The sequence below is a fragment of the Mucilaginibacter sp. genome, from assembly GCF_041663085.1.
Taxonomy (GTDB): domain Bacteria; phylum Bacteroidota; class Bacteroidia; order Sphingobacteriales; family Sphingobacteriaceae; genus Mucilaginibacter.
The window spans coordinates 14,149-40,212 of sequence record NZ_JBAZRC010000021.1 but is presented as its reverse complement, the minus strand read 5'-3'; the positions used below and the strand labels follow the sequence as shown (position 1 = coordinate 40,212).

Sequence of the window (26,064 nt, the reverse complement as noted above, 5' to 3'; positions counted from 1 at the left end):
GTCCCTCGTCATTATTTTTTCGATGAAACCTTCTGGAACCAGGCTTACAAGGATATTGCTTTCCCGATAGGGGCCGGGCAAACCATTTCGCAGCCTTACACGGTAGCTTACCAAACCGAGCTGCTGCATATTCAAAAAAATGATAAGGTGCTGGAGATAGGTACCGGTTGTGGTTACCAAACCTGTATATTAATGGAACTGGGCGCCAAGGTGTTCACCATAGAGCGACAGGAAAAACTTTACGAGCGCACCATACAGGTGTTGCCTTACATGGGCTACAAACCTAAATTCTTTTTAGGCGATGGCTCGATAGGCATTGCCGAAGACGCGCCATACGACAAGATCATTGTAACCGCAGGTGCACCAACCGTGCCCGAAATATTATTAAAGCAACTCAAAATTGGCGGCATACTGGTTATCCCGGTGGGGGATGAAAAATCTCAAAAAATGGTAACTGTATTAAAAACCGCCGAGCATGATTATGAACGCCACGTGCTGGATACCTTCAGGTTTGTGCCGCTGGTAGGCGATAGGGCGTGGTAGGTTTCGTTTGAGGGCGTTTGAAGGCGGTTGCAATTTTGTTTTGCAAATGGTGGCAGTGTTATGTCACCATTATTTTGATAGTCCTGATTATCAGGTGTTCACGTGTGTTCACGGTCTGCCTGTGGTGTGAACGTGAACACTTGTTTATTTAGGCAGTGATTAGCAGCGTTAAATGTGTAAGCTGCCTACTGCAAACTTAGCGTTTCATCGCCCTGTCCATTTCAACTTTTGTATCGCGTTCTTTCAGGGTTTCGCGTTTGTCGAAGGTTTTTTTACCCTGGGCCAGGCCTATTTCCAGTTTGGCAAAGCCACGGTCGCTGATGAATAAGGCAAGGGGTACAATGGTCAGGCCCTTTTCTTCGCCGCGGGTAAGGAGTTTTTTTAGTTCTTTTTTGTTGAGCAGGAGTATGCGGTCGCGTTTAGCTTCGTGGTTATAGAACGAACCCATTGAGTATTCAGAAATATGCAGGTTACGTACATAAAGCTGGTTGCCTATAAAAGTGCAGAAGGCATCGTTTATGTTGGCCTTACCTTCGCGTATCGATTTTATTTCGGTACCTAATAGCTGTATACCGGCGGTATATTTATCCAGTATATGGTACTCAAAGTATGCCTTCTTATTCTTGATATATAAATTCTGCTCCATTACCCTGCAAATATGCGATTATTTTTTTTGAGGTTTCACAACCAGTACCGGTACGTTCACCTTATGGCGTACAGAATCAACAGTAGTGCCAAATATCAGGTCTTTTAAAACTTTATGCCCGTGCGACCCCATCACCACAAAATCTATTTTTGATTGATTGATGATCTCGGCAATAGCCGTAGCTGCACCGCCGTAACCAATTTTTGCTTCGGCTTTATAATGTAAGGCAGTTAGGGTGTTCACATATTTATCCAGGTTATCTACGTCGCTCTGGGTTTCGTTATCCATAACCTGCCCGCCATAATAGCGTGCACCTGCCGTTTCAACCACATGTATTAATGTATAATGTGCTTTTTTGCCACCCTGCATTAAGGCATGGCGGATGCAATCCTCATCATTCCTTGAAAAATCAATAGTGATGGCTATGTTATTATAGGTCACGGCTTCCAGGTTGTCTAACTTGGCCGCTATACCGTGCGGTACATATATAGGCTGACTAATATGTTTATAAAGCAGCGGGCGAAGAAACACATATAATAATAATAACCCTATCCCAACAGCAATAGGCGATATCACAAAATGCACCAGGTTTGCAGAACCCGGGCTTGCGGCGGCCCATGTTTCTATTTCCTGTATCACCAACCTTACGTTAAGGCCTACTATTAATGTAGCAAATACCCATGCAAGGATTTTTAAAGGCACACTTGTGGCAAAATTGCCCATACGTTTTTTATCTGATGTAAAGTGGATGAGCGGGATAATGGCAAAGCCCAGCTGTAAGCTCAGTACCACCTGGCTTAATATCAGCAGCTTGCCCAAACCTTCTTCCCCAAAGTGCAGGATGGTAAAGAATGCGGGGATAATAGCCAGTAATCGCGTTAGCAAACGGCGCAGCCATGGGGCAATACGCAGGTTTAAGTGGCCTTCCATGATGATCTGCCCGGCCAGGGTGCCGGTAACGGTAGAGCTTTGCCCGGCGGCTATAAGCGCTATGGCAAACAGGGCAGGAGCCAGTTTGCCGAAGATGTTGGTAAGTAGTTTATGCGCATCCTGTATCTCGGCTACCTGATGAAAGCCGCGGCCGTAAAAGGCACTGGCGGCTAATATTAATATAGCGGCATTTACCAAAAAGGCCAGGTTAAGAGCAATGGTGGTATCCCAAAAGTTATAGCGAATGGCATTTTTTATACCCGCGTCGCTGCGGTCTATCTTACGGGTTTGTACTAATGATGAATGCAGGTACAGGTTATGCGGCATCACCGTAGCACCAATAATACCAATGGCCAGATAAAGCGATGTACTGTTTAGTTTGGTGGGGATAAAGCCTTTTGCAATATCAATTACATTGGGCTGTACAATAAACATCTGCGCCAAAAAGGCTACGCCTACTATAAATATCAGGGAGATGATAAAGCCCTCCAGTTTACGCATGCCTTTGTTGAGCAGAAAAAGAAGCAATAAGGTATCAAGCAAAGTAATAGATACGCCCCATATCAGCGGTAAGCCAAAAAGCAGGTTCAAGCCAATGGCCATACCGATAATCTCGGCCAGGTCGCAGGCTATGATGGCTATCTGGGCCAGTATGTACAGGCAAAAATTTACAAAGCGTGGATAAGTATGCTTTGATGCCTGTGCCAGATCCAGTCCGCGCACAATACCTAAGCGTACAGCAAGGTTCTGTAACAGTAAAGCTATTAGGTTTGATAATAGTAGCACCCAGATCAGTTTATAACCAAACTGACTACCCGCGGCCAAATCTGTCGCCCAGTTACCCGGGTCCATATAACCAACGCTTACCAAATAAGCTGGGCCAAGGAAGGATAACAGTTTGCGCCAGCCGGTTTTGTTTTCGGTAGATACGGTATTGTGTACATTGCCTAACGAGTGGCTATCATGTTGGGTAGTGTTTGATGTCATAAAGCTATCAATAGGTTAATGGCAACATCGCGGCTTATTTGTATGTCTTTGTTTTCCATTTGCAGTATTACTGCGTTATCGTAAGTAATTATTTCTTTAATGGTTATCTTTTTTCCGATGGTAAGTTCATGTTTCTCTAGGTATTGTAAAAATGCCGTAGAGTGGTCCTTAACCCCTGAGATAATACCGCATGTGTTAACACCAACGGCCGAAATTGGTTTAAGATCGTTCTTTTTGAAATTGCCTTTACTGTCGGGTATGGGGTCGCCGTGCGGGTCGCGGCTGGGGAAACCCATAAATTCATCCAGCCGGTCTATCAGTTCGTTTGATGAAATATGTTCCATCTCTTCGGCCATATCATGCACCTCGTCCCATTTAAAATGCAGCTTCTCTACCAAAAAGTATTCCCAAAGGCGGTGCCTGCGGATGATGTTGATAGCAACCTTCTCGCCGGTTTGCGTTAAACTAACGCCCTGGTAACGGGTGTAATTGATCAAAAGCTTCTCGGCAAGCTTCCGCAACATGTCGGTCACCGACGAGGCTTTGGTGGCCAACTCGGCTGCAATTTGGTTGGTGCTCACATTCTCTGTTATCTGCGATAACTTAAAAATGGCCTTTAAATAGTTCTCTTCGGCTAAAGTGTACATTTAAACAAATCTAATATTTTTTTTAGACTCGTCTAAAAATACAAATAAAAAAGTAATATGTTTTGTTGAATTAGTTTTTAAAAAAATATTATTTTGTGAGATATAGAATACTATATATTTGCACGTACCATGGGAGCAGAATTAGATAAAATAGACCTACAGATACTTAAGATATTACAGGAAAACGGCCGCATCACCAATTTGCAGCTTTCGAACGAGATCGGCCTTTCGCCGGCACCTACTTTAGAGCGTGTGCGCAAACTGGAGAATGCAGAATATATAAAAAGCTACCACGCCCTTGTTGATGAAGAAAAACTTGGCCTGGGTATCAAAACATTTATACAGATCTCGCTCGATTTTCATCAGAAGAACACCATCCAGACTTTTTTAGATGAGATACAAAACATTAAAGAAGTAACAGAATGCCACCACGTAACCGGCCAGTGCGATTTTTTATTGAAAGTTTACGTGCGCGATATTAAATCGTACGAGCAACTGATTATGGAGAAGATAAGCCGCATTACGGTGGTTAAAACCTTCCAAACCATGATGATCATGAGCACAAGCAAAAAAGAGCCGATAGTTCCTTTGGAATACTAAGAAGAGATTTAAGACCTTTAGAGCCAGGAATCAAGAGAGCATTTTCTTTTGATCCCTGGCTTTTTTTATGTCTTGATTTTTAGCTCTTTTACATGTAACCATTTGAGTTTTATGTCGTCTAAATGGTCATGAAACTTAAAAACCTGCCCTGGATCCCTTTCGCGTTTTTTGCTATTGCTATAGGCCTTTATCCGTTGCTATATTTTTTGATTGATATGCGGTCGAACGGTTTATTGCAGTCAAAACCAAAAGCTATTCTGGATAGTAGCATCTGGAACACAGCCTTTTATATCCACATTATTTTTGGCGGGATAGCGCTTCTAATCGGGTGGACGCAGTTTAGCGCCCGTTTGCGCATGCGTTATTTAAACATACACCGGTTTATAGGTAAAATATATGTTATAGCGGTAACGCTGAGCAGTGTAGCAGGTTTATACATTGCTTTTTTTGCTACAGGCGGTCTGGTTTGTGTATTGGGCTTTGGCTCGTTGGCTATTCTCTGGCTTATCAGTAATATAAAGGCTTACAGTACCATCAGGCAGGGCCATGTAAGCCAGCACCAAAACTGGATGATCTGCAATTACGCGCTCACCTTTGCGGCCGTTACGCTGCGTATATGGCTGCCTTTATTATCGGCCTTTGTGTTTCATGATTTTATCCCGGCCTATCGTGTGGTTTCCTGGTTTTGCTGGGTGCCTAATCTTATTATCGCAATTATCATTATAAACAACAGGAAAGAAACGGTACTAATACCTCAACAGATTTAAAGCAAGTAAAATGCTTTATCTGCATCTGGTTGCACCTGATTTTTCATCTGCATATCTGCACATTTGAAATCCGCACACCTAAACTATCTGCCAATCAATCGTCTCTTTACCCTGCTTTACTAAAAACTCGTTTGTTTTTGAGAAAGGTCTCGACCCGAAGAACCCGCCGTGGCTTACCGCCAGGGGCGAAGGGTGGGTTGATTTGATAACAAGGTGGTTATTGTTAGGGTTGATGAGCACTGCTTTCGATTGCGCGTAAGCACCCCACAGGATGAATACTAATCCCTTTTTCTCATCTGACAATGTTTTGATGGCGGCATCTGTGAATTTTTCCCAACCCTTTTTTTGGTGCGAGCCTGCTGTTGCTGCCCTTACCGTTAGGGTGGCATTTAATAATAGTACGCCTTGTTCTGCCCATTTGGTCAGGTCGCCGGTTTGGGGGATAGTAAAGCCGGGGATATCGGTTGATAGCTCCTTGTATATGTTTCGCAAGGATGGCGGCACAGCAACGCCCTTTTGTACTGAGAACGATAAGCCATGCGCCTGGTGAGGGCCATGGTAAGGGTCTTGTCCTAATATCACCACCTTTACCTCATCAAACGGGGTGATGTTAAAAGCATTGAATATATCAGCATTTTTTGGATAAATGGTATGGCCGGCTTCCTTCTCGGTTTTCAGGAAAGTTTTAAGTTCCTGCATGTAGGGTTTTTCAAATTCTGCGCTTAAATGATTTTTCCACGATGGTTCTAATTCTCCTGCCATAAATATTAAATACTGATGTTTTATTTAGCTTACAAATAACGATATTTGCACTCTGTTTTTATACTAATACAAATTATGTCAAATATAGTTAGGTTAATTATTGCTTGTGTTATAATGGGTGCCGGAGTTACGCTTTGCGCATTCGGTTTTTGGGGATGGGGTATACTGGTATTTATATTAGGTGGTATTACGCTGCTTACCTTCTTTTTTAACGAAAATATGCTGCTTGCACAGTTTTACCTGCGTAAGGAAAATTCTGATAAAGCAGAAGCCGTACTTGTAAAAATAACCGATTACGAAAAACAATTATATAAAGGCCAACATGGTTATTACAACCTGCTTGTAGGTTTGATAGAATCGCGCAAAGCGCCTTTAAAATCAGAAAAATATTTTAAGAAGGCACTCCAGTTAGGCATGGGTATGTCTCATAACACAGCCCTGGCTAAACTTAGCCTTGCTGGTATATCAATGGCAAAACGTAATAAACGCGAAGCCGAGATGTATTTAAAAGATGCCGCCAAGGATGACAAGAACAAACTGCTTGCCGATCAGATAAAAATGATGAAAGGCCAGATGGCCCAGATGGATAAGCAGCAGGTAGTGCGCGGCGGTTTCCGTCAAAAATTCTAAGAACAGAACAGGTTTTTATTTCTCGTCGAGGTTGCTGAAATAATCAGGCTCTGACGAGTGATTTTGATTTGGCGCGATGTGCCTGTCGGTGATGTGCATGGTAGAATAATCGTAGCTTTCTTCTTCCTGTTTGCTTTTTGTGGGTTTTGATACCTCAACAATTTTTAACAGGCTACGGATAAAAGATAGATCGAAATTGCTCCTGTTTAATTTTATCAGGTATTCATTTTCGGTTATTTCAAGGATAGAATTTGTCATGGTATTCAATTATAGTGTGTCTGATATAAAATTCAACATCTACTATTAATTGAAAGTTTTATTCTCTTTATCTTTTTGTTAAGGAATGGGATGTAAGCAGTAGAATAACCCTGCTTTTCTGCTTTTTTCAGACCAATTTGCACAGGCCTCAAACGCCCTAAACCGTCCTTTAAACGTCCTGAAACGACCTTGATGCTTGCTTAGTGTTCACGTTCACTGCCGTGAACGCTTACGAAATTTCGTATCTATTTGATAATCACGTTTTTGATTTTTTTATTGTTTTGCAAAATAGCTTATCATTTGTAAGTTTTGCAATAGGCGGAGTGGTTAATTAATTAGAGGTTGCTTTTGCCATAAGATCCGGCCTGTTCCTTACAACTGTCCAATACTCTTCACGGGCATCTTCGTCAATTTCTATTGGTTTATTGCCGCCATATAGCGTATCGTCACCATCTTTTTTACATCCGGATATCCAGTATTCCTCGCCGGTTTCAATATCAATGCAATTGTGCTTAAAGCCATTTTTAACTTTTAGAAACTCTTTGCCATCATAATACATTGACCGTAAGGTTTTAGAAAACGTAACACGACCAATTCGCCCGTAACCAGTTACGCCGTTGGGTTTATTTTCGAAATACATAATGCGAGAAAGTTTAATAAACAAAAAGAGACGCGATGTATCGCGTCTCTAAAATTATAAATATTAATTCTATTTATTCAAACCACCTCATAACCTCTTCTTTAGTAGGCATGGGGATGTCCAGTTTCATTTTTTTGCGCATCCCGCCAAGGTCATTAAATACCTTGTTTGGGTTGCCTGCCTTTAACTCTTCAACGGTATTAAAGCCCATTTTATTTAATACTGGTACCCACTCGGCAGTTACACCAATATTGATGAAATCATCGGCGGTAGCCACTTTGGCTTTTTTCTCGGGGCGCATCTGCGGGAAGAATAATACTTCCTGGATGGTGCTTTGATTGGTCATCAGCATCACCAAACGGTCTATACCTATACCAAGGCCTGATGTTGGCGGCATACCATATTCAAGGGCACGTAAAAAGTCGTCATCCATCGCCATAGCTTCATCATCGCCACGACCGGCCAGTACCAATTGTTCTTCTAAACGTTCACGCTGATCGATAGGGTCGTTCAGCTCAGAATATGCGTTGGCTATTTCTTTACCGTTTACAAAAAGTTCAAAACGCTCTACCAGGCCGTCTTTTGTACGATGCTTTTTAGCAAGCGGCGTCATTTCGATTGGGTAGTCGGTAATGTATGTAGGTTGGATCAGGTTATGCTCCACCTTAGCACTAAATATCTCGTCTATCAGTTTGCCTTTACCCATGCTGGCGTCTACCTCAATGGCTAAGTCGGCGCATACTTTACGTAATCCTTCTTCGTCCATAGCAGATACATCTATACCTGTGTATTTAAGGATAGAATCGTACATCGATAACTTTTCGTACGGTCCTGCAAAGTTTATTTCGTGCTGGCCAACATATACAACAGGGATGCCATGCACTGCTTTAGCAACAGTTTCCAGGCATTCTTCAACCATGGCCATCATCCATATATAGTCTTTGTAAGCTACATAGATCTCCATGGCGGTAAATTCCGGGTTGTGGGTACGGTCCATACCCTCGTTGCGGAACATTTTACCAAACTCATAAACACCATCAAAACCGGCCACGATAAGGCGTTTCAGGTAAAGCTCGTTGGCGATACGTAAAAACAGCGGCATATCAAGCGTATTATGATGCGTAGCAAACGGGCGGGCCGCTGCACCGCCATGCACAGGCTGCAGTATAGGGGTTTCAACCTCCATCCATCCCTGCAGGTTAAAGTAATTACGCATAGCGCTAATCACTTTAGAGCGGTTGATGAAGATGTTTTTATACTCGGGGTTAACAGTTAAGTCCACATAACGCTGGCGGTAACGCATTTCTGGGTCGGTGAAACCATCATGTATGGTACCATCGTCCTCGCGTTTTACCACCGGCAGTGGTTTTAACGATTTGGCTAATACGATCAATTCTTCGGTATGCACCGAGATCTCGCCGGTTTGCGTTAAAAACACGTAACCTTTTATACCAACGTAATCGCCAATATCTAAAAGCTTTTTAAATACGGTATTGTAAAGTGTTTTATCTTCACCCGGGCAAATGTCATCGCGTTTAATGTAGATCTGCACACGGCCGGTACTATCCTGGATCTCGGCAAATGATGCACTGCCCATGATGCGGCGCGTCATGATACGGCCTGCAATTACAACCTGTTTATACTTATCTGGTGTAGCTTCAAAATTGTCATTAATATCCTGTGCCCACGCGGTCACATCAAATGCTTCGGCAGGATAGGGGTTTATGCCCAGTTCGCGAAGTTTTTGTAACGATTCGCGACGAAAGATCTCCTGTTCAGATAGTGCAATACTCATATTGTAAAGGGTATTTTATTAAGGCTGCAAAAATAGGATTTTTGCTTGTAAATTGAGTTGTTATTAGTAGTATTACTTAATGTTAACCTATACCCGATATTTATTAGTCATTTTATTGCTGTTAAATGTATGGTCCTGCAAACATCAACCGGCGGTGCAAAAGGAGGTTATCTACAAAAACTATTCGTTAAAGCAGTTTAAAAAATACTTGCAAGGAGATTGGGTAGGAATTGATATGTCTACTAAAGACACCCTAACAAAGCCATTCAAGTTTATTTACAAATCAAAATCAGAGACAAGCGGATATATGAAGCCTTTGATAGTAACAGACTTTCATTTTACATTTTTTGATGTTCGTAAAGACAAAATTGAATGTTCGATGCTTCTGACACCTTTTATGCCTCTGCCCAACCGTAAGTTTGATAAAATCAAAAAAATATCTAACCTCGAATTGATAATAGAACGCGATGAGGGTTCTTTAGCCTTTAAGAAGATATCAGAAAATTAAAAGGCAGAAAATATCTAAAATCTCTTTTGATATCTTTGCGCCCATGGATATTAAAGTGATCGCTTTTGATGCTGATGACACCCTTTGGGTCAACGAACCCTATTTCAGGCAAACAGAAGAGCAATTTTGCACCTTGCTGGCATCGTACGCATCACAGCACGAACTGGAACGCGAGTTGCTCAAAATAGAGATAGCCAACCTTGCGCTTTACGGATACGGTATAAAAGGCTTCATTCTGTCGATGATAGAGGCTGCCATGAAGATCACCCAAAATACATTGAGTATTGAGGTTGTGGCCGAGATTATGGAACTGGGCAAACAAATGCTGAACCAGCCCATAGAACTGCTGGATGGAGTGGAAGAAGTGCTTGAAACACTAAAAGGCAAATATCGCCTTGTTGTTGCCACCAAAGGCGATCTGCTCGACCAGGAGCGCAAGCTGAAAAAATCGGGACTTAACCCTTATTTTCACCATATCGAGATCATGAGCGAGAAGGATGATGCTAATTACCTTAAGCTTATTAAACACCTGGATATAAAACCCGAAGAACTTTTGATGGTAGGCAACTCCCTTAAAAGTGATATTATGCCGGTGCTTAATATTGGCGGGCACGCCGTACATGTACCTTACCACATTACCTGGGCGCACGAGCAAATTGAAGACAGTATTGATAACGAACGTTTTAAAAGCGCTGTTACTATTAAAGATATTTTAGCGTATCTGTAAGCATGAAAACGAAAATAGACCTGGATACCTGGTACCGCAAAAGCCATTTTGAGTTTTTTAATAGTTTTGAAGAGCCCTTTTTTGGCGTAACTGCAAATGTTGATGTAACTATTGCTTACCAAAAGGCAAAACAACAGGGCGTATCTTTCTTTTTATATTATTTGCACTGTATTTTAAAAGCAGCCAATAGTATTGAATGTTTCAGGTACCGCGTTGAAAATGGTGATGTTTTTTTATACGATGAGGTGCATGTATCAGCAACTGTCAGTCGCCCTGATACTACTTTTGGCTTTTCGTATATCGATTACAAACCTGATTTTGCCGAATTTGTAACCGGTGCACAGCAGGAGATAAAACGTGTGCAAAACACAACCGGACTGGAGTTAAAGCCTTTTGTTAATGTTTTGCATGTCTCTGCTATTCCCTGGGTAAACTTTACCGGCTTAACACATGCCCGCAATTTTAAGTTTGAAGATAGTATGCCCAAAGTATCGTTAGGTAAGATGACCGAAATAGGTGGAAAACTGATGATGCCGGTTTCTGTTACCGTGCATCATGGCTTTATAGATGGCCGGCAGGTTGGTGAATATATAGATCTGTTTCAGCAATTACTAAACGCCTAAGCAACTCAATAGCAATAAATAGCGTATATAATAAGTAAGTAAAGCCATCTGCATTTTAAAATGTAAATGATATATTTACTTATCTCCCATTAACCTGTATGCTGTTTAAAAAAGCCTGTTTCCTGGCATTGATTGCCCTAACTCTTTTTTCGTGTAAAAAAGATAAAGCCTTTGTGCCTAACTATGAGAATGGCCTGCCGGGTTTGTGGGCTCAGTTGGGCGATTTTGCAGGCGTAGGGCGTGTACGTGCCTTTGGCTTTACAATTGGCAATAAAGGATACATACTTGGAGGTAATGCTGCAAGTGGTTTTAATTCACAGCTGCTAAACGATTTTTGGGAATATGACCCGGCAACCGATCAATGGACACGTAAGGCCGACTATCCGGGCATGGCTGGTGAATATATAAGGGGCTTTAGTATCAATAATAAAGGTTATATAGGTACCGGGTATGGTAAACGCGTATTGATACCCGGCGATGATTTGCCGCAGAATGATGATTTTTGGGAGTATAACCCCGCCACAGATAAGTGGACACAAAAAGCTGATTTTGCGGGAGGAAAGCGCGAGAACGTTATTGCTTTTGCAATAAATGGAGTGGGGTATATGGGGCTGGGCACCAATAATACTTATGATGTTAATTACAAGGATTTTTGGAAGTATGATGTAACTGCCGATAAGTGGGAACGCGTTGCAGATTATCCCGGAACTGGCAGTTTTGGCGCTATTGGCTTCGCCGTAAATGGTAAAGGTTATGCAGGCCTTGGGGGCGCCGCACCCGATATTGCTGCTAAGGATATGTGGGAGTATGACGCTGCTGCAAATAAATGGACTAAGAAAGCTGATTTTACAGGTAAAGCCAGGGCGTTTAGCGGATATTTTGTAATTGGCACAGATGGTTATACCGGTATGGGGTCGACCACAACCGCTACTGCTGATGATTGGTATAAATACGATACTCTGACTGATAAATGGACTAAGATCACTAATTTACAAGCTGCCTCCCGTTATGACATGGTTAGCTTTGCTATAAATGGCATAGGCTATATAGGTACAGGTAACCCGGGCCTTTTAAGGGATTTTTGGAAATACACTCCCCGTAAAACCAATTAATAAATTTTATAGGCCGATTGTATCAGCATAGTGATGCTGTTGATTAAAACATGTAAGGCTACGCCCCAAAAAAAGCCATTTTTAAACCTTACATAGGTTAAAAACCAACCCATAAATAGTTGTGGTATTACATACAGCGGGTATATAAATATAATACCCCATTGAAAAGGTGCGTAGTTTAACGTATGCAGCAATCCAAAAATTATGATTGACGAAAGTATAAACCCCTTTTGTGCCCTTTTATTGGGTGTGATATTTTGCGGCAAACTTTTTAATAAGGCAAAGTAACCCAACACAAAAAGTATCACCCGGGCCAATATGTTTATGGATAAATTTTGTTGGTTAAGCGTTGGTAAAGCTTTTGCCAGCAATACTAAGGCACAACCAAATGCAACAGCAATATGCTTCCGTTTAAATGAAAGCGGCAGCCGGAAGATGATCTCTTCAATCACCGGGCCTATAAGGCTTACATATAATACAGCTTTCCAATACCCATACTTAGCCAAAAAGCTGTGCATAGATGTTTTATATTGTGCCGCCAGGCTTTTGTAATGCAAATGATTTACAATAAACTCCCACAACAGGTATAATGGTGCGCTGAAAAAGTTAAGCAGGAAAACTATTCCATAGATTTTTAACAGCAAAATAAGTTTGCTTTGAAACGTACTATCGTTTTTTAGCAAGGGGTACTTGCCAATGGCGTAAATTTCCTCGAGCATTAGCAAGCTGGTTGATTATTCCGCATCATCTTCCCATGTATACAAGTCATCGATAGCGTCTGCGTACTTTTTCTCAATTACCTTACGTTTGGCTTTCAGGGTGGGTGTTATTTCGCCGGCTTCCATGCTAAATGGTACGCGTTTGATCTTGAAGTTTTTGATGCGCTCGAATTTTGCCAGTTCATTAGATAGTTTTTTAACATCCTGGTTTATCCAGTCGGTTATTTCTTTGTTATCTATAAAAGTCTCAGGGTTCTCAAAAAAATCGTCGCTCAGTTTAAAAGTTTCCTGCAACAACTCACGGCCCGGAACCAGTATAGCGGTAATAAAGTCACGCTTATCGCCAATTAAAAATACCTGTTCAATTTTAGGGCTTTTTAAATAGGTATTCTCTACCGGGGTAGGGTAAATATTTTTACCATATGCGTTTACCAGCATGTTTTTAAGCCTGTCGGTAATTTGCAGGTTGCCCCGGTAAAAACGGCCTATATCGCCGGTATGCAACCACCCTTCCGGGTCAATAACAGCCGCGGTTTCCTCGGGCTTTTTCCAGTAGCCTTTCATTACACAATGCCCGCGTACAATGATCTCACCTTCTTCCGATTCGAAATTCGGGTTAAAGTTATCGTGGGTTTGCACTGTCAATATCTTTTTGGTGTCAACATTCTGGATACCCACCTCAATACCCGGGATGATACGGCCAACGGTGCCATAAATGATGCGGTCGTTTTCGGTAACAGACATTACCGGCGATGTTTCTGTAAGGCCGAAACCTTCCAGTAATTTGATATCGATATCACCAAAAAATTCACCAACGTTTTTAGGTAATGCGCCACCGCCGGATAGTAGTACTTTTAAGCGCCCGCCTGTTTTTTCTTTTATTTTGCTGAATACCAGTTTATTGGCCAGTTTTTGTTCGGCACTAAGGATGATGCCGGGTTTTTTACCCGCTTCATGCACTAAACGGTATTGGCGGCCTATTTTTAAAGCCCAGGTAAATATCGTGGTTTTCATACCTCCGGCGGCAAGGCCGTTCTTCATAGCCCTGTCGTGGATGCGCTCCAGTAACCGCGGTACGCAGCACATTACGGTGGGTTTTACCTCAGCCATGTTGCGGGCCAGCAGATCAAGGCTTTGCGCGAAGGCAATAGTACAACCCTTGTTCATGCAGATGTAATACGTAGCGGTACGCTCAAACACGTGCGATAACGGCAGGAACGACAGGAACATATCTGTTTTTTCAATGATCGGGATCTGGTAGAGGCTTACCTTGCAATTTTCGGTAAGGTTATGGTGCGTAAGCATTACGCCCTTGGGGGTGCCGGTAGTACCCGATGTATAGATCAAACAGGAAAGATCTGAAGGGAGGATAGCTTCGCGCGCGGCGTTTATGGCCAGGCGGTAACTGTCAACAAGGGCAAGGCCTTCTTTTATCACATTCTCAAAACTAACTACACCGGCGTTTAAGCTGAGCTTATCGCTGTATTTCTCAAACTCATCGCAAGCGGGTATCAGCCTGATCAATGCCGGGCAGTTATTGGCTATCTTTAAAACCTTACGAAACAGGAACGGGTTGCCAATAAGAATGGTACGCGCTTCAGAATCGTTCAGGATGTACTCTATCTCGGTTTCGGACAAAGTGGGGTAGATAGAGGTGTTTACTGCTCCAATTTGCTGTAAAGCCTGGTCATAATAAATATAGTCGGGCCCATTCTCTATAATAAGAGCTAACCGGTCACCTTTTTTGATGCCAATTTCCAGGAACCAGGCCGATATGGCGTCAATCTTTTCGAGTGCTTGTTTATAGGAAATTTCTACCCAGGTATCTTTTACCTTATGGATCAGAAACGTATGGTCTTCGGGGTGTATGTTCGCAACAATATTACGGATAAGCTCCGGTATGGTCGATTGCTCAGCAACAATGTTCATTAAGTTTATCTATCAGGTTTATACAATAACAAAGCTAATTATTTTACATTTAATTAAAAACGCCGTAATCATTAACTATCAACATTAATCATGACCGGGTTTTGACTATCCCGTTTTAAGGTATTGCCTTTAAATCGCTTACTTTGAGTATCTAAATTTAAATCTTATGAAAATCATTATCGTTGGTGCCACCGGTACCTTAGGAAAAAAAGTAACTGCCGCGCTGCAAGGCCAGCACCAAATAATTACCGCAGGCTCAAAAAGCGGCGATTTGCAGGTGGATATCACCTCAACAGAGTCGATTGAAGCATTTTATAAAAAAACGGGCAAATTTGACGCGCTGGTTAGTGTAACCGGCAGCGGCCACTTTGGCCCGCTAAACACCATGACGCCCGAAGATTTTAAAAAAGGCATAGACAGTAAACTGATGGGGCAGGTGAACCTGGTGCTGATAGGCCAGCATTACATCAATCCTAAAGGCTCTTTTACGCTTACCTCGGGTATTTTATCTAACGACCCTGTACTATACGGTGCAAACCTGAGCACGGTTAACGGTGCATTAAACTCGTTTGTAATAGCCGCGGCCATTGGTTTAGAAAATGATGTACGGATAAACGCCATCAGCCCGGGCGTAGTAGAAGATTCGCCGGAGTATTTTGATGCTTTCCCAGGGCATATACCGGTTACCATGGATAGGGTAGTTGCCGGTTACCTGCGCAGCGTTTTTGGTGCCGGTACAGGGCAGGTTGTAGAGATCTTTTAATGCTTTGTTCAGTTTGTTCCATTTTTAAAGCGGAGCAAACGGGACAGGGAGGAAAGCCACTAAACCTTTTTCGGCTCAGTAGCATAATAGGTACATCCTTTATATTGTATCCCCAAATATGCGGCGGTATGTTTAAAGGGAACCTCGAAACCATCGGGGATGGCCGGGTCGGCGCCTACGGCTATCATGGAGGCCGATTTGCCCCTGAGGCCGCGGCCAAGGTCTTTTTTAATGGTGATAAGGTCGGTAAGCCGATCGAAAAACACCTTCATTACGCCGCTCATGCTGTACCAGTAAACCGGGGTGGCAAAGATAATATTATCGTAAGGAAGCGCTTTGCTGATGATGGCCTCAAATTCATCGTCGGCAGGGTAGTGGCCGTCGTAATTGTAGTGGGCTATTTTATGATCGAGCAGGTCTATCATATCAAACTCGGTTTGCAGCAATGCCTTACGGGTTATCGACTCGGTAAGGCTATTTTTACGGTTGCTGCCCAGTATTACAAGCGTTTTGTTTCCCATGCCTAAAACAAAAAAGGTTGATCACCTAAATGTAATCAACCTTTTTAATATTTTATGTTAATAATAAATTATTAAACCGAGAAACTTTCGCCGCATCCGCAGGTGCGGGTAGCATTTGGGTTATGAAAGTTAAAACCTTTACCGTTAAGCCCGTCGCTAAAATCAAGCTCGGTGCCGGCCAGGTATAAAAACGATTTCATATCAAGGGCAAAGCGTACACCGCGATCTTCAAAAAACTGGTCGCCTTTTTTCTCCTCGTTATCAAAATCGAGGTTGTAAGATAAACCAGAACAGCCGCCGCCCTGTACAGATACACGCAGGAAGTAAGAGGCATCAAGCCCGCTATCCTGCATCAGGTTATCTATTTTAGCTTTCGCTTTATCAGTTACAGTTACCATGGTAGTAGATTCAAGATTTTTAGAGTCATGAGTCAAGACAAGGACGAAATTGCTTAAGTCTTGATTCTTGGCTCTTGATTCTAATATCTGTTATTAGTGATGTGATTTTTCAAGAGCGATAGGCTCCATACCGTTTTTTACGCGGAAATCATTGATGGCTGCTTTGATAGCATCTTCTGCTAAAACCGAGCAGTGGATTTTTACCGGTGGAAGGGCAAGCTCTTCTACGATATCCATGTTGTCTATCTTCATTGCATCGTCAACGCTTTTACCTTTTAACCACTCGGTAGCTAAAGATGAAGAAGCGATTGCCGAACCGCAACCAAAGGTTTTAAATTTAGCATCGGTGATGATGTTGTTATCATCAACCTGTATCTGCAGGCGCATAACGTCGCCGCACTCCGGCGCACCAACAAGGCCGGTACCAACCTTGTGGCTGCTCTTATCTAACGTACCCACATTGCGGGGGTTAGTATAATGGTCAATTACTTTATCTGAATAAGCCATGTTTTTAAGTATTAAGTCAAAAGTAAAAAGTCAAAAGCCTTCGTACTTTTATGTTTTGTTTATAATTAAGCATCTGCACATTCGCACATCTGCATATTTGCACATCTATATTAGTGTTCTGCCCACTCAATCGAGTCAAGGTCGATGCCTTCTTTAAACATTTCCCAAAGTGGCGACATGTTGCGTAGGTTGGTAACCGCTGTTTTGGTTACTTCAACAGCGTAATCAACTTCCTCTTCGGTAGTAAAGCGGCCAAGGCCAAAACGTATTGATGAGTGTGCCAGGTCATCAGATAATCCTAAGCTTTTTAAAACGTAAGATGGCTCTAATGATGCCGATGTACAAGCTGAACCTGATGATACAGCCAGATCTTTCATGGCCATCATCAAACCTTCGCCCTCAACATATTTGAATGATATATTGGCAACATGTGGTAAGCGGTGTTCTACATTACCATTCACGTAGCTTTCTTCTAATACGGTTAATGCTTTCTCCAGTTTATCGCGCAGGGCTGATAAACGGATAGCTTCGCTTTCCATTTCTAAACCTGCAATTTCGCAAGCTTTACCCAGGCCAACAATACCCGGTACGTTCAACGTGCCAGAGCGCATACCGCGTTCGTGGCCGCCACCGTCCATTTGCGCGGTAACCTTAACACGCGGGCCTTTACGGCGTACGTATAAAGCACCAACACCTTTAGGGCCGTACATTTTATGTGCCGATAAAGCTAAAAGGTCAATACCGTCTGCAATTACATTAACAGGTATTTTACCAACAGCCTGTGTAGCATCAGTCATGAATAAGGCGCCGTATTTATGTGCTATAGCAGCAATTTCTTTTATAGGTTGTATAACACCAATCTCGTTATTACCATACATGATAGATACCAGGATGGTTTCGGGTGTCATAGCAGCTTCAAGTACTTCAAGGTCAACCAAGCCGTCTTCTTTAACGGGAAGGTAGGTAACGCGGCCGCCCAATTTTTCAACGTGCTTGCAGGCATCTAAAACAGCTTTATGTTCGGTAACGGCTGTGATAATATGATTGCCTTTTTCTTTATACATTTCAAACACGCCTTTGATAGCCAGGTTGTCAGACTCGGTAGCGCCCGATGTAAAGATGATCTCTTTTTCGGTAGCACCGATCAGTTTTGCAACCTGCTCACGTGCGTAGTCAACGCCTTCTTCAGCTACCCATCCAAACGGATGGTTACGGCTTGCAGCATTACCAAACTTTTCGTTAAAGTAAGGCAGCATAGCCTCCAATACCCTTGGGTCCATGGGTGTTGTAGCGTTATTATCTAAATAAATTGGGATATTCATGATTAAAAATTAACAATACAAATATACGCAAAGTTTTACTTTTACATCAGTAACCCGCTATAAATTGCATTTGGATGCTATTAATTTACAATATTTGGACATGAATAAGATAGAGCATATAGGTATAGCGGTTAACAGTGTTAAGCAAGCGGGCACTGTTTATGAAAAATTGCTCGGCACATCTGTTTATAAGATAGAGGAAGTAGCCTCTGAAGGGGTTAAAACAGCCTTTTTGCAAAGTGGCCCCAATAAAATTGAACTGCTGGAGGCTACCAGCGCTGATAGCCCTATAGCTAAGTTTATTGAAAAACACGGCGAAGGAATGCACCATATTGCCTTTGAAGTTACCGATATTAAAGCCGAAATGGCCCGCTTAAAAGCTGAAGGATTTATTTTGCTGAATGAAGAGCCCAAGCAAGGCGCAGATAACAAACTGGTTTGTTTTGTGCACCCGAAGGGGACGAACGGTGTGTTGATTGAGTTGTGCCAGAGTGTTAATAAATAGAGTCAAGAGGAAAGAATCAAGAGCCAGGAAGCTTCTTTTTGCAACCCTTTAGGATAGTTGTACACTTTGCATAAACGAATTGGTTAAAGAGTTTGCTTCTCGCAAAGGATTGGAAATTATTTTTGCAGTCGCTCGGCTCCAGCGGAGTGACCATTATTATAAGGCCTCTGGCCGCATAAGTTAAATTTACGGCGGTAAGAGGCCGCCGAATAGACGTCACCCGGCTGGAGCTGAGCGACTGCGGGGAGCAGAAATGAAAAGAAATATATACCTATTAATACTATTGGCCTTGTTTTTGGCAAGTTGCCATCCGCTGTTTTGTGTGTGGGAAATGGGGTACAATAAAGTTGAAAAACTCAATTCGGCCGATGTGATTGGAAAATATGTTTTGACCCCGCACTCAAAAAAAATGATGCAGTATGAAGGTAAATATCAAAATATAACCAATAGTATTTTGGAATTAAAAGGTGATAAAACTTATAGATTAATTGATGCACCCGATTGGCTATTGAATGATCTCGGCAATTCAAATATGGCTTATTTTGATAAAACCGGGCGTTGGAGCTTTGATTGCAATAAACAGGGATGTATTTTAGAATTGGAGGGATTGCAAACGGGAGAGTTATTGTTTAAGAAAAATGCTAAAATCTTTATTTTGCTTGGTATAGGCGATCCGGACAGTTGCCAGGGGATGGTCTATGAAAAAAAGTAGCTCAACGTAGGGATTGCAGCAGATACCGGCCTGTGGTTAAGGCCCACTCACGCTACCGCAAGCGTCCCGCTTGTGGCCGCATGCCTGGTAAACCGTTGCAGTATACGATGCAAGGTTTGAGCTGTCCTAAATCCACAAGCGGGACGCTTGCGGTAGCAGAAGTTTAATTTCACACGCTTGCGGTAGCAGGTTTGTCAGTCTGAGCCAGTCGAAGACTTAGACGCCTTCAAAGCTGCCAAATGGTTCGACAAGCTCACCATGACATCCTTTTTTTCACGCTTGCGGTAGCCGAGGCAACAATAACACAATAAGTACCGTATAATAATTAGTTTTGTAGCATTTAAAGCCCGCTTTGAAATTATAAATGAAAATTAAAAATTACTTAATGCGCTACCTGGCAGGTATACTGGTTATATCATCGTTTGTGATGTGTACCAAAACGGTAACGCCTGTTGAAAAACCGGTAAGCCCCAATCCGGATAATAGTGCTGAACTTCCGGGTAACAATACCGAAGCAACCACCGGCTGCACCTATACCGTTAAAACTACCGATTGGTTTGTTGACGGAGCTACCATCCCGGCCGGTTCTGTAATATGCATCCCCGCAGGTACACGGGGCGCTTTGCTGCTTAAAAATTTAAAAGGTACGGCAGCAAAACCCATTATCATAATTAATAAAGGCGGTAAAGTAACTTTTACTACAGCCACAACCGCATCATACGCGTTTAAAACGCAAAACTGCCAGTATTTTAAAATATTGGGCAATGGGGTGCCGGGCATTACCTACGGGTTTAATGTAAACGGGGGTAACATCGGGATGACGATGGACGACCTGAGCTCGGATTTCGAGATCTCGAACGTGGAGGTGCGTAATAGCGGCTTCGCGGGAATTATGGCAAAAACAGACCCAACCTGCGATGTGGCAACCCAGCGCGGTCATTTTACTATGCGGAACGTAAGTTTGCATAATAACTACGTCCACAAAACAGGTGGCGAAGGGTTTTATGTTGGGAACTCTTTTTACGCGAGTGGTAGTTCGCTATCATGCGGTAGGGTTTTACCTCATGATGTAATTAATGTTAAGATATATAACAACCGCATCGATTCGGCCGGTTGTGAGGGCATCCAGGTGGGTAGCGCCATTGCAGGCTGCGAGGTTTATAATAACACGGTTACCTCGCCGGGCTTGTCGCCTTTTGCAAACGGGCAAAACAACGGCATCCAGATAGGGGAAGGTGCAGGTGGTAAATGTTATAATAACCTCATTAAAAATGCACCGGGTAACGGCATTATTGTACTTGGCCTTGGCGATAACCAGGTGTTTAATAACTTTATCCTCAATTCGGGCGCTAACGGTATTTTTGCCGATTCGAGGTACACCCCGGGGCCAAACTTCCAGTTTATCAATAACACCATCATCGCTTCTGCTGCCGATGGCATCAAAATGAACTCCGAAACCATCCCGATGAATACGGTTATTAATAATGTGATTGTAAAGTCGGGCTCGGGTGTGGCTATACACAAAATAAGCAATGGTGTTAAGCTTACTGCTTCAAACAATTATACGGGTAACGATATCACTGCCTTAAAATTCGCCAATTATACTGCCGATGATTTTCATTTGTTGTCATCATCGCCGCTTATTAATGCAGGGGCTAATGTTCTATTGTACGGCGTGGGGATTGATTATTACGGTAAAACACGCCCCTCGGGTATTGCTTTTGATATTGGTGCAACGGAGTATTAATGGGGGAAAGGCGTGAAGTACCGTGTCTCTACATTAACACAATCCGTATATACGCGATACTTTGCATCTCCTTATCTTATAGGATATAAATTGCCAAATAAAACCTCTCCACACACTGTTAAAAACTTTTTATCTACCCATTTCTACTTTTAAAAAGTATTTGTATATTTGCACCTCTTTTATAAGGAAGAAAAGTATACAATAGCAATGAAAAAAGATCTGCATCCATCAAATTATAGGTTAGTTGTTTTCAAAGACATGTCAAACGACTACTCTTTCATAACTAAATCATGTATCGAAAGCCGCGAAACCGTAAAATGGGAAGATGGCAACGAATATCCATTGATCAAATTAGAAATTTCACACACTTCACACCCGTTCTACACAGGTAAAATGAAGTTAGTTGATACAGCCGGACGTATAGACAAGTTCCGTACCCGTTACAACAGAAGCTAAGTGTTTTTTCAATAAATATTTACAAGTTCCCCGCAAACCGGGGGACTTTTTTTATTTTTGGCCCATGGCAATCATCCTTTTTGACGATAACGCTCGTAATACCCTTCTGCCTTTAACATATACCCGCCCGGTTGCCGATCTGCGAATAGGTATCCTTACCATCGCCGAAAAATGGGCTAAATATTTAAACAGCGATTTTTCTTTTTTAACCGAAGCTTACCTGCAAGCCAAGTTCCCGCTAACTATCCATGATGATAATATTTTCATCAATGGTTCTGTTTGCCCGGATGAAGCTGTGGTTGAAGCGGTAAATAACTTGAAAAGCGGCGAGGCATTACGGTATAACAACACCTTAATAGCTGTAAAGCTAAATGATGTGTATGCAGCAAACTTTGATCCGTTTGCAAAATACTCTAACGAAACAGCTTATAATAACGAACTGGTTATTTTAACCCACCCTGAGGATATTTTCAGGAAGAATGACACAGAACTTCGTAAGGATTTTAAACTGCTTACCAAAGGCCGTAAAAGCGCCAAAATAAGCAGCACCAATACCATTATAGGCACCGACTTTTTTGCGGAAGAAGGCGCACAGGCCGAGTGCTGCAGCTTTAGCAGCATCAACGGCCCTATCTATTTAGCAGCCAATACCGAAGTTTGGGAAGGTACCAACGTACGCGGCCCCTTTGCCTTGTGCGAGTACTCGCAGATAAAAATGGGCACCAAAATTTATGGGGCTACTACCATAGGCCCTTACTGCCGTATAGGTGGCGAGGTAAACAACGCCGTTGTTTGGGGCTACTCATCAAAAGGCCACGAAGGTTACCTGGGTAATGCCGTGGTAGGCGAGTGGTGTAACCTGGGTGCCGATACCAATAACTCAAACCTGAAAAATAACTACGGCGAGGTAAAGCTTTGGGATTACCCAAGCCAAACCATGCGCAATACCGGCCTGCAGTTTTGCGGCCTTATTATGGCCGACCATGCCAAATGCGGCATTAACACTATGTTTAACACCGGCAGTGTGGTAGGGGTTAGCGCCAACGTTTTTGGTGGTGGATACCCGCCAAATTATATTCCCGATTTTTCGTGGGGAGGGGCAGATGGCTTTGTGGAGTATGGTTTTAACAAAATGATGGAAACCACCGAAAAAGCGATTGCACGCCGCCCGCACCGCAAGTTTGATGATGCGGAAAAGGCTATCCTTACCGAAGTTTATGAACTGACGAAGCCATTTAGAAGATAAAGAATCTAACACAATCAACATAATAAAGAAATGAGAAAAAAAATTGTAGCCGGAAACTGGAAAATGAACCTTGATTATAACGAGGGACTTGGTTTATTCTCGGAAGTGATAAACATGGTAAAAGACGAAGCAACCGGTAACCAGCAGGTAGTGGTTTGCAGCCCGTTTATTCATTTACACAGCCTGGCAGCTTTGGCTAAAGGTTATACTAACGTATCGGTAGGTGCGCAAAACGCTCACCAGGCCGAAAGCGGTGCTTATACAGGCGAGGTTTCTGCAAAACAGGTAAAATCTACCGGTGCCGAGTACGTTATTTTAGGCCACTCGGAACGCCGCCAGTATTTTGGCGAGAGCAACGAGCTTTTAGCTAAAAAAACCGATACAGCTTTGGCTAACGGTTTAAAACCGATTTTCTGTATTGGCGAAACCTTACAGCAGCGCGAAGCTAACGAGCATTTTGATATCATTAAAAGCCAATTAGTTGAAGGTGTTTTCCATTTAGATGCTGATAAATTTAGCCAGATAGTATTGGCTTACGAGCCGGTTTGGGCTATTGGTACAGGTGTTACTGCAACATCAGACCAGGCGCAGGAAATTCACGCTTTTATCCGCAAGGAATTAGCTGCAAAATACAGCCAGCAGGTTGCTGACGATACCACCATACTTTACGGCGGTAGCTGTAACCCTAAAAATGCTGCCGAGCTTTTTGCATGTGCAGACATTGATGGTGGCCTTATCGGTGGTGCTTCCCTAAAATCACGCGACTTTACAGATATCGTAAAGGCGTTCAATTAGTCTTTTAGTATCAAGTAGCAAGTATCAGGTATCAAGATGCCGGTTTAGTCTTGCTACTTGATACTCAATACTTGATACTATTCCATGAATTACTACGAATTACTCTTCACCACTATTACTACCGAAGATTACCAGCAGGACCTGCTGATAGGTGCTTTAGGCGAGGTTGGTTTTGATACTTTTGAAGAGGTTGACCTTGGCTTTAAGGCCTATATCCCGGTGGATGATTTTAACCGGGAACTGCTGGATGAAACATTGGCCGCTTACCGCGAAATGTTCAGCTTTAGCTATGAAGTTACCCTTATCCCACAGAAAAACTGGAATGAGGTATGGGAAAGCAACTTTGAGCCCATACAGATAAGCGACCAGGTTTTTGTACGGGCAACATTCCATGCGCCAAAGCCGGAGTTTCCGTACGAGATTGTTATCGACCCTAAAATGGCCTTTGGTACAGGTCACCACCAAACCACTGCCATGATGATGGGCCTGATGCTGGAGAATGATTTTGCCGGCAAAAAAGTGCTTGATATGGGCTGCGGGACAGGCATCCTGGCTATACTGGCTGCCAAGCTTGGCGCTACGGATATTACCGCTATTGATTACGATGTGGTATGCTATGAAAGCACTATCGAAAACTCAGCATTAAACAATATCAATAACATCAAAGCCCTTTGCGGATCTAAAGAGGTTATCCCTGATGAGCAGTACGATATTATACTGGCCAATATCAACCGCAATATCCTGCTCGACCAGATGGCGCGTTACGCCGAAGTTTTAAAACCCGGCGGCGAGATCTATTTCAGCGGTTTCTATGAATCGCCCGATCTGGATATCATCACCGAAGAAGCCGCGAAACACAACCTCAAATACATCACCCACAAAAAAGATAAAGAATGGGTGGTAGCAAAATTCGTCCTGTAAAAAATAATGTAGAGACGCGATACTTCGCGTCTCTTTTTGTTTAAGCATAATCATTAAGACGCGAAGTGTCGCGTCTCTACATTTAGTAGCCTAACGTAAACCTGGCCTTTACAAACTGGTTATTCTCCAATTCATTAAATATAGCTACAGCAAGGTCGGCGGTGCTAATGTCGCTCTTACCTTCAACATTAAACACCGGGCTTTCGGTACCCAAGCGGAACTTGTTTGTGCGTTCGCCGGGGTGCAGGTTAATGGCCGGGCTTACAAAAGTCCAGTCTAATTCATTCTCTTTACGTAACTCTGTTAAATAATCGCGCGCTGATGATGCACCCGGGTAATATTCTTTCGGGAAATGTGGCCCATCTACCAGTTGTTTGCCATCAATAAACAAACTGCCTGCACCGCCAATAGTGATGTAACGCTTTACACCGGCCTTTTTGGTAGCTTGCTGTATGTTCTTTGATCCGTTAAGGAAATCATCGTACAGGTTAGGGTTAGTCCAGCCTGCGTTAAACGAGCTGATCACGGCATCATGGCCTGATAATGCCGAGGCCAGTGCATCTACATCATTAACATCTACAGCTACGGCTGTTACACCGGCGGCTTTTTCTACTTTATCAGTATTACGGGCAATGGCGGTTATCTCGTATCCGCGCGATAAGCCTTCTGCTACAAGCGCGGGGCCTACAAAGCCTGTTGCGCCTATTATTGCTATTTTCATAATGTTGTTTGTTTTATAATGTAATTTAATTTGTTACAGTTTGTTCTAAATTTTTTTAATCAAACTTATTACAGAACTCGGCCAGATTTGTTGTACCTAATTTATTCAGCATGGCTTGTTCAATTTCGTTATCCAGATCTTTTAAGTGATTATTTATCTGTTTGCCAATTGGGCAGGCAGGGTTGGGCTGGTTTTTAGCCTGCCCCAAAACATTACCTTGTTTAATCGACTGATAAATACTTGCCAGGCTTATACTGGTAGCTGGCTTGCTTAATGTATAACCTCCGTTTTTGCCCTCGCGGCTTGTTATCAGCTGGTGTTTAATAAGGTTGCTCAATTCCTTACGTACCAAAACGGGGTTCACGTTAATGCTGCCCGCCATATAGTCTGACGATAAGTAGTCGTCGGCTGTACAAAGCAGGGTCATGATATGCATCTCTATGGGGAACCTTCCGTTCATTTATTTAATTGTAATGTTTTTTATTACAGTACAAATGTAGATATGTTTTGTATTAAGTCAAAACATATTTTTGTGTGTTTATAAATATGAAGCCACCCTGACAAACCAATAATTATTCATCTTTAAATTTGCGCATACTAACTTTTAGACCATTTTGGTCAAAAGAT

General features: G+C 42.6%; 31 protein-coding genes. 16 read left to right on the top strand and 15 right to left on the bottom strand.

Features of this window, described 5'->3' with window-relative positions:
• The coding region (locus WC615_RS07030; protein ID WP_372977399.1) for a protein-L-isoaspartate(D-aspartate) O-methyltransferase at positions 1 to 543 on the top strand (543 nt) is incomplete at its 5' end.
• 196 nt (positions 544 to 739) lie between these two features.
• On the opposite strand, the gene smpB is transcribed toward WC615_RS07030, so the two are convergent.
• Genes smpB through WC615_RS07015 form a run of 3 tightly spaced genes read right to left on the bottom strand, consistent with a single transcriptional unit; the run spans position 740 to position 3,753 of the window.
• Positions 740 to 1,189, bottom strand: a complete 450-nt coding sequence (gene smpB, locus WC615_RS07025; RefSeq protein WP_191174331.1) for an SsrA-binding protein SmpB — start codon at positions 1,187 to 1,189, stop codon at positions 740 to 742.
• 18 nt (positions 1,190 to 1,207) lie between these two features.
• Positions 1,208 to 3,106, bottom strand: a complete 1,899-nt coding sequence (locus tag WC615_RS07020; protein ID WP_372977398.1) for an Nramp family divalent metal transporter — start codon at positions 3,104 to 3,106, stop codon at positions 1,208 to 1,210.
• Positions 3,103 to 3,753 carry a metal-dependent transcriptional regulator gene (locus tag WC615_RS07015; protein WP_372977397.1) on the bottom strand — a complete coding sequence of 217 codons (651 nt, stop codon included), beginning with the start codon at positions 3,751 to 3,753 and terminating at the stop codon, positions 3,103 to 3,105. Before WC615_RS07015 ends, WC615_RS07020 begins: the two co-directional genes overlap by 4 nt.
• A 129-nt stretch (positions 3,754 to 3,882) precedes the next feature.
• Here WC615_RS07015 and WC615_RS07010 point away from each other — a divergent pair, with 129 nt between their 5' ends.
• Both WC615_RS07010 and WC615_RS07005 read left to right on the top strand, forming a co-directional pair.
• Positions 3,883 to 4,353 carry an Lrp/AsnC family transcriptional regulator gene (locus tag WC615_RS07010; protein ID WP_258134825.1) on the top strand — a complete coding sequence of 157 codons (471 nt, stop codon included), beginning with the start codon at positions 3,883 to 3,885 and terminating at the stop codon, positions 4,351 to 4,353.
• Between the two features lie 128 nt (positions 4,354 to 4,481).
• A complete protein-coding gene (locus tag WC615_RS07005) occupies positions 4,482 to 5,120 on the top strand; it encodes a DUF2306 domain-containing protein (protein ID WP_372977396.1) in 639 nt (212 codons plus the stop codon).
• 78 nt (positions 5,121 to 5,198) lie between these two features.
• On the opposite strand, the gene ung is transcribed toward WC615_RS07005, so the two are convergent.
• Complete coding sequence (ung, locus tag WC615_RS07000) at positions 5,199 to 5,882, bottom strand: uracil-DNA glycosylase (RefSeq protein WP_372977395.1); 684 nt, start codon at positions 5,880 to 5,882, stop codon at positions 5,199 to 5,201.
• A 75-nt stretch (positions 5,883 to 5,957) separates the two neighbouring features.
• Between ung and WC615_RS06995 the strand changes: the two genes are divergently transcribed.
• Positions 5,958 to 6,512, top strand: a complete 555-nt coding sequence (locus WC615_RS06995; RefSeq protein WP_372977394.1) for a tetratricopeptide repeat protein — start codon at positions 5,958 to 5,960, stop codon at positions 6,510 to 6,512.
• A gap of 15 nt (positions 6,513 to 6,527) precedes the next feature.
• Here the strand turns inward: WC615_RS06995 and WC615_RS06990 are convergent, their stop codons facing one another.
• From WC615_RS06990 to lysS, 3 genes are all read right to left on the bottom strand, one after another.
• A complete protein-coding gene (locus tag WC615_RS06990) occupies positions 6,528 to 6,770 on the bottom strand; it encodes a hypothetical protein (protein ID WP_372977393.1) in 243 nt (80 codons plus the stop codon).
• Between the two features lie 331 nt (positions 6,771 to 7,101).
• Positions 7,102 to 7,410 (bottom strand): hypothetical protein, encoded by a 309-nt coding sequence (locus tag WC615_RS06985; protein WP_372977392.1) that lies wholly within the window; start codon positions 7,408 to 7,410, stop codon positions 7,102 to 7,104.
• Between the two features lie 73 nt (positions 7,411 to 7,483).
• Entirely contained in the window at positions 7,484 to 9,205 is a 1,722-nt protein-coding gene (lysS, locus tag WC615_RS06980) for a lysine--tRNA ligase (protein ID WP_372977391.1), read from the bottom strand.
• Positions 9,206 to 9,359: 154 nt separating this feature from the next.
• Between lysS and WC615_RS06975 the strand changes: the two genes are divergently transcribed.
• From WC615_RS06975 to WC615_RS06960, 4 genes are all read left to right on the top strand, one after another.
• Positions 9,360 to 9,713, top strand: a complete 354-nt coding sequence (locus tag WC615_RS06975) for a hypothetical protein (RefSeq protein ID WP_372977390.1) — start codon at positions 9,360 to 9,362, stop codon at positions 9,711 to 9,713.
• 43 nt (positions 9,714 to 9,756) lie between these two features.
• On the top strand, positions 9,757 to 10,440 hold the full coding sequence (locus WC615_RS06970) for an HAD family hydrolase (protein ID WP_372977389.1): 684 nt from the start codon (positions 9,757 to 9,759) through the stop codon (positions 10,438 to 10,440).
• 2 nt (positions 10,441 to 10,442) lie between these two features.
• Positions 10,443 to 11,063 (top strand): CatA-like O-acetyltransferase, encoded by a 621-nt coding sequence (locus tag WC615_RS06965; protein WP_372977388.1) that lies wholly within the window; start codon positions 10,443 to 10,445, stop codon positions 11,061 to 11,063.
• Positions 11,064 to 11,161: 98 nt separating this feature from the next.
• Positions 11,162 to 12,175, top strand: a complete 1,014-nt coding sequence (locus WC615_RS06960) for a Kelch repeat-containing protein (protein ID WP_372977387.1) — start codon at positions 11,162 to 11,164, stop codon at positions 12,173 to 12,175.
• Here the strand turns inward: WC615_RS06960 and WC615_RS06955 are convergent.
• Both WC615_RS06955 and WC615_RS06950 read right to left on the bottom strand, forming a co-directional pair.
• A complete protein-coding gene (locus WC615_RS06955) occupies positions 12,172 to 12,894 on the bottom strand; it encodes a type II CAAX prenyl endopeptidase Rce1 family protein (RefSeq protein ID WP_372977386.1) in 723 nt (240 codons plus the stop codon). The two genes, WC615_RS06960 and WC615_RS06955, sit on opposite strands and share 4 nt — an antisense overlap.
• Positions 12,895 to 12,909: 15 nt before the next feature.
• Positions 12,910 to 14,823, bottom strand: a complete 1,914-nt coding sequence (locus WC615_RS06950) for a long-chain fatty acid--CoA ligase (RefSeq protein ID WP_372977385.1) — start codon at positions 14,821 to 14,823, stop codon at positions 12,910 to 12,912.
• 166 nt (positions 14,824 to 14,989) lie between these two features.
• Between WC615_RS06950 and WC615_RS06945 the strand changes: the two genes are divergently transcribed.
• A complete protein-coding gene (locus WC615_RS06945; protein ID WP_372977384.1) occupies positions 14,990 to 15,586 on the top strand; it encodes a short chain dehydrogenase in 597 nt (198 codons plus the stop codon).
• 59 nt (positions 15,587 to 15,645) lie between these two features.
• On the opposite strand, the gene WC615_RS06940 is transcribed toward WC615_RS06945, so the two are convergent.
• The 4 genes from WC615_RS06940 to WC615_RS06925 all read right to left on the bottom strand — a co-directional run bounded on the left by WC615_RS06940 (position 15,646) and on the right by WC615_RS06925 (position 18,334).
• Positions 15,646 to 16,107 carry a flavodoxin family protein gene (locus tag WC615_RS06940; protein WP_372977383.1) on the bottom strand — a complete coding sequence of 154 codons (462 nt, stop codon included), beginning with the start codon at positions 16,105 to 16,107 and terminating at the stop codon, positions 15,646 to 15,648.
• Positions 16,108 to 16,178: 71 nt separating this feature from the next.
• Positions 16,179 to 16,505, bottom strand: a complete 327-nt coding sequence (locus WC615_RS06935) for an iron-sulfur cluster assembly accessory protein (RefSeq protein WP_067059244.1) — start codon at positions 16,503 to 16,505, stop codon at positions 16,179 to 16,181.
• A gap of 93 nt (positions 16,506 to 16,598) precedes the next feature.
• Complete coding sequence (iscU, locus tag WC615_RS06930) at positions 16,599 to 17,012, bottom strand: Fe-S cluster assembly scaffold IscU (protein WP_067059246.1); 414 nt, start codon at positions 17,010 to 17,012, stop codon at positions 16,599 to 16,601.
• A gap of 110 nt (positions 17,013 to 17,122) precedes the next feature.
• The gene (locus WC615_RS06925) at positions 17,123 to 18,334 is read right to left on the bottom strand and encodes an IscS subfamily cysteine desulfurase (protein WP_191174347.1); all 1,212 of its coding nucleotides are present in this window, start codon (positions 18,332 to 18,334) and stop codon (positions 17,123 to 17,125) included.
• Between the two features lie 100 nt (positions 18,335 to 18,434).
• On the opposite strand from WC615_RS06925, the gene mce reads away from it, so the two are divergent.
• The 7 genes from mce to prmA all read left to right on the top strand — a co-directional run bounded on the left by mce (position 18,435) and on the right by prmA (position 24,716).
• Positions 18,435 to 18,839 (top strand): methylmalonyl-CoA epimerase, encoded by a 405-nt coding sequence (mce, locus tag WC615_RS06920; protein ID WP_372977382.1) that lies wholly within the window; start codon positions 18,435 to 18,437, stop codon positions 18,837 to 18,839.
• 253 nt (positions 18,840 to 19,092) lie between these two features.
• A complete protein-coding gene (locus WC615_RS06915; protein WP_372977381.1) occupies positions 19,093 to 19,551 on the top strand; it encodes a hypothetical protein in 459 nt (152 codons plus the stop codon).
• 364 nt (positions 19,552 to 19,915) lie between these two features.
• Positions 19,916 to 21,298: a right-handed parallel beta-helix repeat-containing protein gene (locus tag WC615_RS06910; RefSeq protein WP_372977380.1), complete on the top strand. Its 1,383-nt coding sequence runs from the start codon at positions 19,916 to 19,918 to the stop codon at positions 21,296 to 21,298.
• 207 nt (positions 21,299 to 21,505) lie between these two features.
• Positions 21,506 to 21,754 carry a type B 50S ribosomal protein L31 gene (locus tag WC615_RS06905; protein WP_129875752.1) on the top strand — a complete coding sequence of 83 codons (249 nt, stop codon included), beginning with the start codon at positions 21,506 to 21,508 and terminating at the stop codon, positions 21,752 to 21,754.
• A gap of 64 nt (positions 21,755 to 21,818) precedes the next feature.
• A complete protein-coding gene (locus tag WC615_RS06900; RefSeq protein WP_372977379.1) occupies positions 21,819 to 23,000 on the top strand; it encodes a putative sugar nucleotidyl transferase in 1,182 nt (393 codons plus the stop codon).
• 30 nt (positions 23,001 to 23,030) lie between these two features.
• Entirely contained in the window at positions 23,031 to 23,795 is a 765-nt protein-coding gene (gene tpiA, locus WC615_RS06895; protein WP_372977378.1) for a triose-phosphate isomerase, read from the top strand.
• Between the two features lie 84 nt (positions 23,796 to 23,879).
• Entirely contained in the window at positions 23,880 to 24,716 is an 837-nt protein-coding gene (gene prmA, locus WC615_RS06890; RefSeq protein WP_372977377.1) for a 50S ribosomal protein L11 methyltransferase, read from the top strand.
• An 82-nt stretch (positions 24,717 to 24,798) separates the two neighbouring features.
• Here the strand turns inward: prmA and WC615_RS06885 are convergent, their stop codons facing one another.
• Both WC615_RS06885 and WC615_RS06880 read right to left on the bottom strand, forming a co-directional pair.
• Complete coding sequence (locus WC615_RS06885) at positions 24,799 to 25,437, bottom strand: NAD(P)-dependent oxidoreductase (RefSeq protein WP_372977376.1); 639 nt, start codon at positions 25,435 to 25,437, stop codon at positions 24,799 to 24,801.
• Positions 25,438 to 25,492: 55 nt separating this feature from the next.
• Entirely contained in the window at positions 25,493 to 25,897 is a 405-nt protein-coding gene (locus tag WC615_RS06880) for an Rrf2 family transcriptional regulator (protein ID WP_372977375.1), read from the bottom strand.
• Positions 25,898 to 26,064 lie beyond the last annotated feature (167 nt).

Excerpts from the sequence above, each read along its gene's own strand:
- iscU (WP_067059246.1), bottom strand. The coding sequence starts at position 17,012 with ATGGCTTATTCAGATAAAGTAATTGACCATTATACTAACCCCCGCAAT.
- WC615_RS06910 (WP_372977380.1), top strand. The coding sequence starts at position 19,916 with ATGAAAATTAAAAATTACTTAATGCGCTACCTGGCAGGTATACTGGTT.
- WC615_RS06925 (WP_191174347.1), bottom strand. The coding sequence starts at position 18,334 with ATGAATATCCCAATTTATTTAGATAATAACGCTACAACACCCATGGAC.
- ung (WP_372977395.1), bottom strand. The coding sequence starts at position 5,882 with ATGGCAGGAGAATTAGAACCATCGTGGAAAAATCATTTAAGCGCAGAA.
- WC615_RS06985 (WP_372977392.1), bottom strand. The coding sequence starts at position 7,410 with ATGTATTTCGAAAATAAACCCAACGGCGTAACTGGTTACGGGCGAATT.
- prmA (WP_372977377.1), top strand. The coding sequence starts at position 23,880 with ATGAATTACTACGAATTACTCTTCACCACTATTACTACCGAAGATTAC.
- WC615_RS06965 (WP_372977388.1), top strand. The coding sequence starts at position 10,443 with ATGAAAACGAAAATAGACCTGGATACCTGGTACCGCAAAAGCCATTTT.
- WC615_RS07010 (WP_258134825.1), top strand. The coding sequence starts at position 3,883 with ATGGGAGCAGAATTAGATAAAATAGACCTACAGATACTTAAGATATTA.
- lysS (WP_372977391.1), bottom strand. The coding sequence starts at position 9,205 with ATGAGTATTGCACTATCTGAACAGGAGATCTTTCGTCGCGAATCGTTA.
- WC615_RS06950 (WP_372977385.1), bottom strand. The coding sequence starts at position 14,823 with ATGAACATTGTTGCTGAGCAATCGACCATACCGGAGCTTATCCGTAAT.
- WC615_RS06970 (WP_372977389.1), top strand. The coding sequence starts at position 9,757 with ATGGATATTAAAGTGATCGCTTTTGATGCTGATGACACCCTTTGGGTC.
- WC615_RS06885 (WP_372977376.1), bottom strand. The coding sequence starts at position 25,437 with ATGAAAATAGCAATAATAGGCGCAACAGGCTTTGTAGGCCCCGCGCTT.
- WC615_RS06905 (WP_129875752.1), top strand. The coding sequence starts at position 21,506 with ATGAAAAAAGATCTGCATCCATCAAATTATAGGTTAGTTGTTTTCAAA.
- WC615_RS06915 (WP_372977381.1), top strand. The coding sequence starts at position 19,093 with ATGAAAAGAAATATATACCTATTAATACTATTGGCCTTGTTTTTGGCA.
- WC615_RS06900 (WP_372977379.1), top strand. The coding sequence starts at position 21,819 with ATGGCAATCATCCTTTTTGACGATAACGCTCGTAATACCCTTCTGCCT.
- WC615_RS07015 (WP_372977397.1), bottom strand. The coding sequence starts at position 3,753 with ATGTACACTTTAGCCGAAGAGAACTATTTAAAGGCCATTTTTAAGTTA.
- mce (WP_372977382.1), top strand. The coding sequence starts at position 18,435 with ATGAATAAGATAGAGCATATAGGTATAGCGGTTAACAGTGTTAAGCAA.
- WC615_RS06990 (WP_372977393.1), bottom strand. The coding sequence starts at position 6,770 with ATGACAAATTCTATCCTTGAAATAACCGAAAATGAATACCTGATAAAA.
- WC615_RS06995 (WP_372977394.1), top strand. The coding sequence starts at position 5,958 with ATGTCAAATATAGTTAGGTTAATTATTGCTTGTGTTATAATGGGTGCC.
- WC615_RS06935 (WP_067059244.1), bottom strand. The coding sequence starts at position 16,505 with ATGGTAACTGTAACTGATAAAGCGAAAGCTAAAATAGATAACCTGATG.
- WC615_RS06960 (WP_372977387.1), top strand. The coding sequence starts at position 11,162 with ATGCTGTTTAAAAAAGCCTGTTTCCTGGCATTGATTGCCCTAACTCTT.
- WC615_RS07005 (WP_372977396.1), top strand. The coding sequence starts at position 4,482 with ATGAAACTTAAAAACCTGCCCTGGATCCCTTTCGCGTTTTTTGCTATT.
- WC615_RS06945 (WP_372977384.1), top strand. The coding sequence starts at position 14,990 with ATGAAAATCATTATCGTTGGTGCCACCGGTACCTTAGGAAAAAAAGTA.
- WC615_RS06880 (WP_372977375.1), bottom strand. The coding sequence starts at position 25,897 with ATGAACGGAAGGTTCCCCATAGAGATGCATATCATGACCCTGCTTTGT.
- smpB (WP_191174331.1), bottom strand. The coding sequence starts at position 1,189 with ATGGAGCAGAATTTATATATCAAGAATAAGAAGGCATACTTTGAGTAC.
- tpiA (WP_372977378.1), top strand. The coding sequence starts at position 23,031 with ATGAGAAAAAAAATTGTAGCCGGAAACTGGAAAATGAACCTTGATTAT.
- WC615_RS07020 (WP_372977398.1), bottom strand. The coding sequence starts at position 3,106 with ATGACATCAAACACTACCCAACATGATAGCCACTCGTTAGGCAATGTA.
- WC615_RS06955 (WP_372977386.1), bottom strand. The coding sequence starts at position 12,894 with ATGCTCGAGGAAATTTACGCCATTGGCAAGTACCCCTTGCTAAAAAAC.
- WC615_RS06940 (WP_372977383.1), bottom strand. The coding sequence starts at position 16,107 with ATGGGAAACAAAACGCTTGTAATACTGGGCAGCAACCGTAAAAATAGC.